General features: G+C 54.5%; 6 protein-coding genes. All 6 read left to right on the top strand.

Annotated features, from left to right (window positions below):
• Nucleotides 1-136 precede the first annotated feature (136 nt).
• The 6 genes from GSQ94_RS09240 to GSQ94_RS09215 all read left to right on the top strand — a co-directional run bounded on the left by GSQ94_RS09240 (nucleotide 137) and on the right by GSQ94_RS09215 (nucleotide 7,087).
• Complete coding sequence (locus GSQ94_RS09240; protein WP_254063756.1) at nucleotides 137-1,684, top strand: sigma-54 dependent transcriptional regulator; 1,548 nt, start codon at nucleotides 137-139, stop codon at nucleotides 1,682-1,684.
• A gap of 61 nt (nucleotides 1,685-1,745) precedes the next feature.
• Entirely contained in the window at nucleotides 1,746-2,006 is a 261-nt protein-coding gene (locus GSQ94_RS09235) for a ubiquitin carboxyl-terminal hydrolase 14 (RefSeq protein WP_158943250.1), read from the top strand.
• Nucleotides 2,007-2,112: 106 nt separating this feature from the next.
• On the top strand, nucleotides 2,113-2,337 hold the full coding sequence (locus GSQ94_RS09230; RefSeq protein WP_158943249.1) for a CDGSH iron-sulfur domain-containing protein: 225 nt from the start codon (nucleotides 2,113-2,115) through the stop codon (nucleotides 2,335-2,337).
• Between the two features lie 277 nt (nucleotides 2,338-2,614).
• Nucleotides 2,615-4,774, top strand: a complete 2,160-nt coding sequence (locus GSQ94_RS09225) for a CocE/NonD family hydrolase (RefSeq protein WP_254063765.1) — start codon at nucleotides 2,615-2,617, stop codon at nucleotides 4,772-4,774.
• A 19-nt stretch (nucleotides 4,775-4,793) separates the two neighbouring features.
• A complete protein-coding gene (locus GSQ94_RS09220) occupies nucleotides 4,794-5,360 on the top strand; it encodes an NUDIX hydrolase (RefSeq protein WP_158943248.1) in 567 nt (188 codons plus the stop codon).
• Nucleotides 5,361-5,512: 152 nt separating this feature from the next.
• On the top strand, nucleotides 5,513-7,087 hold the full coding sequence (locus GSQ94_RS09215) for an AsmA-like C-terminal region-containing protein (protein ID WP_158943247.1): 1,575 nt from the start codon (nucleotides 5,513-5,515) through the stop codon (nucleotides 7,085-7,087).
• The last annotated feature ends 6 nt before the right edge of the window (nucleotides 7,088-7,093 follow it).

Here is a 7,093-nt window from a genome sequence, read left to right as displayed (position 1 = left end):
GAAGCCATGTCAAGAGACGGGTTGATTGAAAGTGAGGTGAGAGTGCAGACAGTGCTAAGGGCAGAGGCAGGGTGGGTCGCGTGTTGAGAGAGATGAGTTTGGGAGTGGCAGATGGAAGAGCTGCAGGTGCGGAGAGATGCCAATGTTGAGCGACGGGATTAAGATGGGCGGCGACGAGAAGACGGATGACCCATCAGGAGTGTTGGTAGGTGTGTCGTCAGTGGGTGGTTCGGGTACGGAGACGCAGAATGGCTCTGCGGAGAACTTTGGTCTGCTCCATGTGCTGGTGGTCGACGATGATGATGCCGTGCGGACAGCCTGCTGCCATATTGCCGTGGGTATGGGATTTGAAGTAGCAGGCGCTGAGAGTGCAACAGCGGCGCGGGCGATCTTGAAGCAACGGCGGATCGATCTGCTATTGCTCGATCTGAAGTTGCCGGGCGGCGGCGGGTTGCCCCTGTTGGAACAGGTTAAGGCGCTGCATCCGGATATGGCGGTCATCGTGATGACTGCGTTTGCGACGGTATCATCCGCGGTAGAGGCGATGCGGATTGGTGCAGGGGATTACCTGACGAAGCCGTTTGCGTTGGAGGAGTTGACGGCAGTGCTGGAACGGACGGGACAGCAACTCCATATGGACGTGCAGAGCCGGCAGCTGAGGGAGAGGCTGAGGACGCAGCAAGGAATGGGCGGGTTAGTGGGCCGATCTCCTGAGATGGAGAAGCTCTACCGGATTTTGTCGAAGGTAGCTTATTCGACCCATCCGGTTTTGATCCTCGGAGAGAGTGGAACAGGGAAGGAGCTGGTGGCGCGGTCCATTCACTTTAATGGGCCCAATGCAGCGAAGCCGTTTGTGCCGGTAGACTGCGGATCATTGGTGCCGACGTTGATTGAGAGTGAGCTCTTCGGACACGTCAAGGGGGCGTTTACCGGAGCAGATAGAGCGAAGGAAGGACTGTTGGCGTCTGCGGAAGGTGGGACAGTATTTCTGGACGAGGTGGGCGAGCTGCCGTTGGATCTGCAGGCGAAGCTTCTGCGCGCACTCCAGGAGAAGGAGGTTCGACCTGTGGGGGCGACGCAGGCGAGGCCAATCTCGGCGCGCGTGCTGGCAGCGACCAACCGTGATCTCGCGGCCATGGTCGAGCATGGCCGATTTCGGAAGGATCTCTATTTCCGTTTGAATGTGGTGAACCTGCGGATTCCGCCACTGCGGGATCGGCGAGAGGATATTGCCGTACTGGCAACGCATTTTCTGCAGCAGATGGAGAAGGAGAGCGGGACGGTAAGAACCTTCTCTGATACTACGCTGCGGGTGATGGCCGAATATGACTGGCCCGGCAATGTGCGAGAGCTGGAGAACGCGATTGAACGGGCCTGTGCACTTTCGTCGGGACCTGTGCTCCATATGGGAGATCTGCCGACTCAGTTGCAAAACTTTCGCCTGCAGCGAGGAGCGACGGTACACGCTGCGGAGGAGAATGGGGCAGAAAAAAATGAATTAACAGGAGTATCGCAAGATAGCGCTGTGCTGTCGATTGCGGAGATGGAGAAGCGCGCAATTCTTGGGACGATCCGGCAGTTGAAGGGCGATAAGCTGATGGCGGCAAAGCTGCTCGGGATTGGCAAGACGACCCTCTACCGGAAGTTGAAGGAGTATGGGATCACAGAGGGATTGGGAGATTGATGGGTGGGGCATGCGCTGGCTGAGCTACTGAGGATAGAATCGGGGCGAAGGCAGGTGCTCCATGGAATGTACTCATCTGAATCAGATTCGTAAAGTCAAGCCATCGGCTAAAGGTTGTGAGGAGTGTCTGAAGATTGGCAGTACCTGGGTGCATCTGCGGATGTGCCTGGAGTGCGGCCATGTAGGCTGCTGCGATTCGTCTCTTCATAAGCATGCGACCAAACACTTTCATAAGACACAGCATGCGATTATGCGGTCGATTGAGCCGGGTGAGAGCTGGGGCTGGTGTTATGTAGATGAGATGGAAGTGGATGTCGTCTGATGGGTTTCGTTGAAGGGATGGTCTCTCCATCGAAACAGCTCGCGCTTTGCTCGCTGCGATTTTGCTATGCTGAACCCATCCTTAGCAAGAGAGAGAGTACTGAACGATGTCAGAAGAAGCGGTAAAGATCACAGTTCGACCCAACGGCCCACTGCGGGTCGAGGGGCACATCATTTTGAAAGACGCAGACGGCAAAGAGTGGGATCTAACTGGCAAACCGGCGATTTCGTTATGCCGCTGCGGGGCCAGCGAGAAGCGTCCTTTCTGCGACGGCGCTCACAACCGCGTAGGCTTCCAATGCGCAGCGAGCCCTGAAGGAATTCTGACCTAACAAGTTTCATTGACCGTGACCCCATTCGTTTGCGAAAAGAATCGCCGGATGGGTCGCGGCCATTTGGCTCGGCGCGAGTCTCGAACCAGAACTTACTAAGCGTCGGTAGCTGGCCGAACGTACTAATTTAATTGGGCATGTGTTCACGGTAGGAGTTATTTGTATTGTTTCGCCTGTAGAAACTGAGTGGATCGCGGTGATTCGGCTGGAGCGATTTACTTCTGTCTGTCCCATTCTCGAGTTCAAAGAATTCAATTCATTTGGAGGTTTTTGCTTGATGAAGATCTATGGCTGCTGCGCTGCGTTTATTTTCTCCTGTTTGGTAGCTTCGCCTGGTGCGCAAGGGATAGAGAAGGCAGCTAAGACGCATACTGCTTTGCAGCCTATCGACAAAATCGGGGAGTATGTAGGGCAATACCGCGAGCAGGAAGATCCTGACCTCGTGATGGCGGTGAACCTCAATGGGACCACCCTGACGATTGAGGGTGAGAAGAACGCTCCAGCGACGCTGACGGCGGTGGGGCCGGACCACTTCGCAATAGAAGGCGGCCGCTTCGATGTGAGCTTTGTACGCGATGCGCGGGGTAAGATCTCTGGGCTAAGGTTTGTGGCCAACTCGGGGCGGAATCCGGGTGAAACTCACTTTTCACGCTTCAACGAGGTTGGCGCAAAACTGAATCACTTCCGCTCTTACACGCGGCAAGAGGTGATGATGCCGATGCGCGATGGCGTCAAACTGCACGCGGTCATCCTGAGGCCGGAGGGTTCTGCGACGGGCGAGAAACTGCCGTTTCTAATGCAGCGGACCCCATATGGTGTGGACTCAATGACGTCGAATGCAGTGAACGCGACGAAGCCTGAGTTGGCGGCGAGTGGATACATCTTTGTCTATGCTGATATTCGCGGGCGATATAAGAGCGAGGGCCAGTTTGTGATGAACCGCGCCATCGTCGCGCACAACACCAGTAACGATGTGGACGAGACGACGGATACGCATGACACCATCGACTGGCTGCTTAAGAATGTTCCGAATAACGATGGCAAGATAGGAGTTTTCGGGGTGTCGTATCCAGGGTTCCTCGCGATGAGCGCGGGAATCGATGCGCATCCGGCGGTGAAGGCAGTAAGTCCGCAGGCTCCGATGACCGATGTGTGGATGGGGGATGACTTCTTCCACAATGGGGCGTTCCGCGAGACATATGGGTTTGACTACGTCCAGCAGCTAGAGGGGCAGAAGACCGATGCACGGGTGCAGAGCAAAGAGGACACGTTTGATTTCTTTCTGCACAACCGGAACTTTGCAGGGGCGGCAGCCGCGGCGAAGATGGAGAATCTCCCGACTGCGAAGGTGTTTTTGACGCAGCCTTCGTACACAAAGTTCTGGCAGGACATGGCGGTACAAAAACATCTGACGAAGGTGGAGGTTCCGACGCTGGAAGTTGGCGGATGGTGGGATCAAGAGGATATGTGGGGGACACAGGCGGAGTACGCTGCACTGAAACCGCATGATACGACGCACGAGGTATTCCTGGTATTGGGGCCATGGAATCACGGTGGGTGGGGTGGTTACGGACGCACGCTCGGCCAAGTAGACTTCGGACAGGCCACGGGCGAAGAGTATCGGAAGACGATTGAGGCTCCCTTCTTTGAAAAGTATCTCAAGGACAAGCCGGGCTTTGAGCTGAAGGATACAGCAAGCTTTCGAACGGGCGTGAACGAGTGGAAGCGATACGACTCGTGGCCTCCCAAGGTGGGATTCAAGCCGGCAAGTTTATATCTGAACAAGGATAAGGCGTTGAGCTTTGCGCCGCCTGCGCAGAGTCAACAGGCTGTAGCGGGGTCTTATGTAGCGGACCCTGAGAATCCTGTGCCCTATCGCAACCGTCCTATACAGGCGACGTATGGGGACGGATCCAAATGGCGAACGTGGCTGGTGGAAGATCAGCGGTTTGTCAGCGGGCGGAAGGATTTAGCTAATTTTTCAACGCCGGTGCTGGAGAAGGATGTCACCGTCACGGGTGATGTGGTTGCGGATCTGTTTGCTGCGACGACGGGCACTGATGGTGATTTTATCATCAAGCTGATCGATGTTTATCCCGACGATGCGCCGGCGCCGATGGCAGGGTATCAGCTGATGATTGTGGATGAGATCTTTCGCGGAAGATATGGGAAGAGCTTTGAGAATCCAGAGGCGTTGGCTCCGAACAAGGTAGCCGAATACAAGTGGAGCTTGCACGGAGCGGATCACACTTTTTTGAAGGGACACAAGATTATGGTTGAGGTTCAGTCGAGCTGGTTCCCGCTGTATGACAGGAATCCACAGACATTTGTTCCGAACATTATGAGCGCTCCCGCAGGGGCTTATCAGGAGCAGACCATTTCGATCTATGGTTCGGAGAAGTATCCCTCGCACCTGGAGTTTTCAGTTCCTGAGTAGTGACGGCGATGGAGGGATTGTGACGATCAAGACGATCAGCAGCCGTGAGGTCTATAGAAATCCGTGGACGAGTGTGCGGGAAGATGTGATCGAGCGGGCGAATGGTAAGCGAGGGATCTATGGAGTGGTCGATAAAGATCCAGCGTGTATTGTGATCCCTCTCGAGACGGGGGCTGAGGGTGAGTTTGTGTATCTGGTCGAGCAGTTTCGGTATACCGTCGGAGGGCGGTACCCGGAGTTCCCCCAGGGCGGGTGGGAGGTGGCTGAGGTGGTGCCGGAGGATCTTGCCCGGGGAGAGTTGAAGGAAGAGACAGGGCTGACCGCAGAGAAGATGACACACCTGTCAACTCTACAGATTGCATATGGCGTGATGAATCAGAAGCAGCATGTTTTTCTTGCGGAGGGATTGACAGTGGGGGTGGCCGATCCGGACGTAGAGGAGAGCGATCTTGTAGTGCGGCGTGTGCGAGTCGAGGAGTTTGAAGGAATGATCCTTAATGGGACGATTGTGGACAATTGTTCTATCGCCGCTTGGGGACTGTATCGGCTTTGGCGAGAACGCGGCGGAAGAAAGCCCAGTTTGTAGCAAATCAGTCAAAGGCATTCAACAAAACTTTTGCATCTGGTTGTTCTAGGGAACGCGTGCGGTGTTATTAGCATCCAACAAATCAGTGAAAGATTGTGACCGAAGAGATACAAGAACGGACGACAGGTTCAGGAAGATCGAGGAGGCGGGGAGTGTGGGGCTGGATCTCTGTCTCGTTGCTGCTGGCTGTTGTGATTCTTGCCGTGATCGGTGAGGTGACGGTGCATCGAGCTGTGCCTATTTTAAAAGGTCGCGTCATTGAGACACTCAGTACCCGCTTTGATAGCAAGGTTGAACTGGATAAGCTCTCCGTTTCGGTTCTGAAGGGACTTGAAGTCTCTGGCGAAGGACTTCGAATCTATCCTGTAGACGAAGTAGTCGAGGCTGGAGATACAGATCCCCTGATATCGCTGGGACGATTTTCGTTTCGTGCGAATCTATTGGGACTATTTGTAAAGCCGATGCATGTGGGCACGGTACATGTACAAGGAATGGCGATTCATATCCCACCTCGGGAGATGCGGCAGCAGGTACCAAAAGGGCAGCGCCATCTTGGCAAAATCAAAATGTTGGTGGATGAGATTGTGTTCGATGATTCGAAGCTGATTATCGGGACGAGCAAGCCGGATAAAGATCCGAAAGATTTTGAGTTAAGCCATATCGTGATGCGAAACGTCGGGCCGGATGCATCGTGGAAATACGACGCGACGCTAGTGAACGCTATCCCAAGGGGCGATATCCATGCGACGGGGACCTTCGGGCCTTGGAATAACGAGAGTCCAGGCGACTCGACTGTGACAGGAAAGTATACGTTCGATCACGTGGATCTAAATACGATCAATGGAATTGGCGGGATACTATCTTCTGTCGGTGAGTTTAGCGGACAGCTGAATAAGATCATTGTGGATGGGACGACCGAGACGCCAAATTTCTCGTTGGATACAGCTAACTATGGCGTACCTCTGCATACGAAGTTTCACGCAATTGTCGACGGGACGAGCGGTGATACTTATTTGCAGCCGGTAGAGGCGCGGTTAGGTGGATCGAAGTTCACGTGCAGCGGGGCCGTGATCAACGTGAAGGGGAAGGGGCACATCATCGATCTTGATGTGAACGTGTCCTCGGGCCAGATTCAAGACTTTTTACAACTCGCGGTGAAGACAACACCCGTTGTGATGACCGGGCGCATTCAGATAAAGACGAAGTTGCACATTCGTCCGGGCCCCGAGAGTGTGTCCAAGAAGATTGGATTGAAGAGTGGATTTACCTTGACACAGATTCATTTCACTAATCCTGCGGTGGAGGACAAGGTGGATATGTTGAGCCTCCGCGCTCAGGGTGATCCTAAGGCTGCAAAGCCAGGCGCCGCCGATGTGCAGTCGCGGATGGTGGGACAGTTTGTCATGGAAGAAGGGAAGCTGAATTTTAGTAAATTGGATTATTCACTTCCCGGAGCGACCGTAGCGTTGGCCGGAGAGTACTCGCTCGACGGAGAGCGGTTTGAGTTCGCGGGCAAGGTGCGAACGGATGCGAAGATCTCGCAGATGGTGGCATCGCGCTGGAAGTCGATCTTGCTGAAACCGGTGGACCCGTTCTTCAAGAAAAATGGCGCAGGCGCAGAGATTCCGGTGAAGATAAGCGGAACGAAGTCGGCTCCGAAGTTCGGGCTTGATCTTCGGCACTCAGGGGAGAAAGACGTAGCAGACAAGAGCGGCGGGAAGAATTAGATCTGC

Source organism: Granulicella sp. S190, from assembly GCF_009766095.1.
Classification (GTDB): Bacteria; Acidobacteriota; Terriglobia; order Terriglobales; family Acidobacteriaceae; genus Edaphobacter.
Note: the sequence above shows the minus strand (reverse complement) of the source record. Positions and strands in the feature narration are given on the sequence as shown.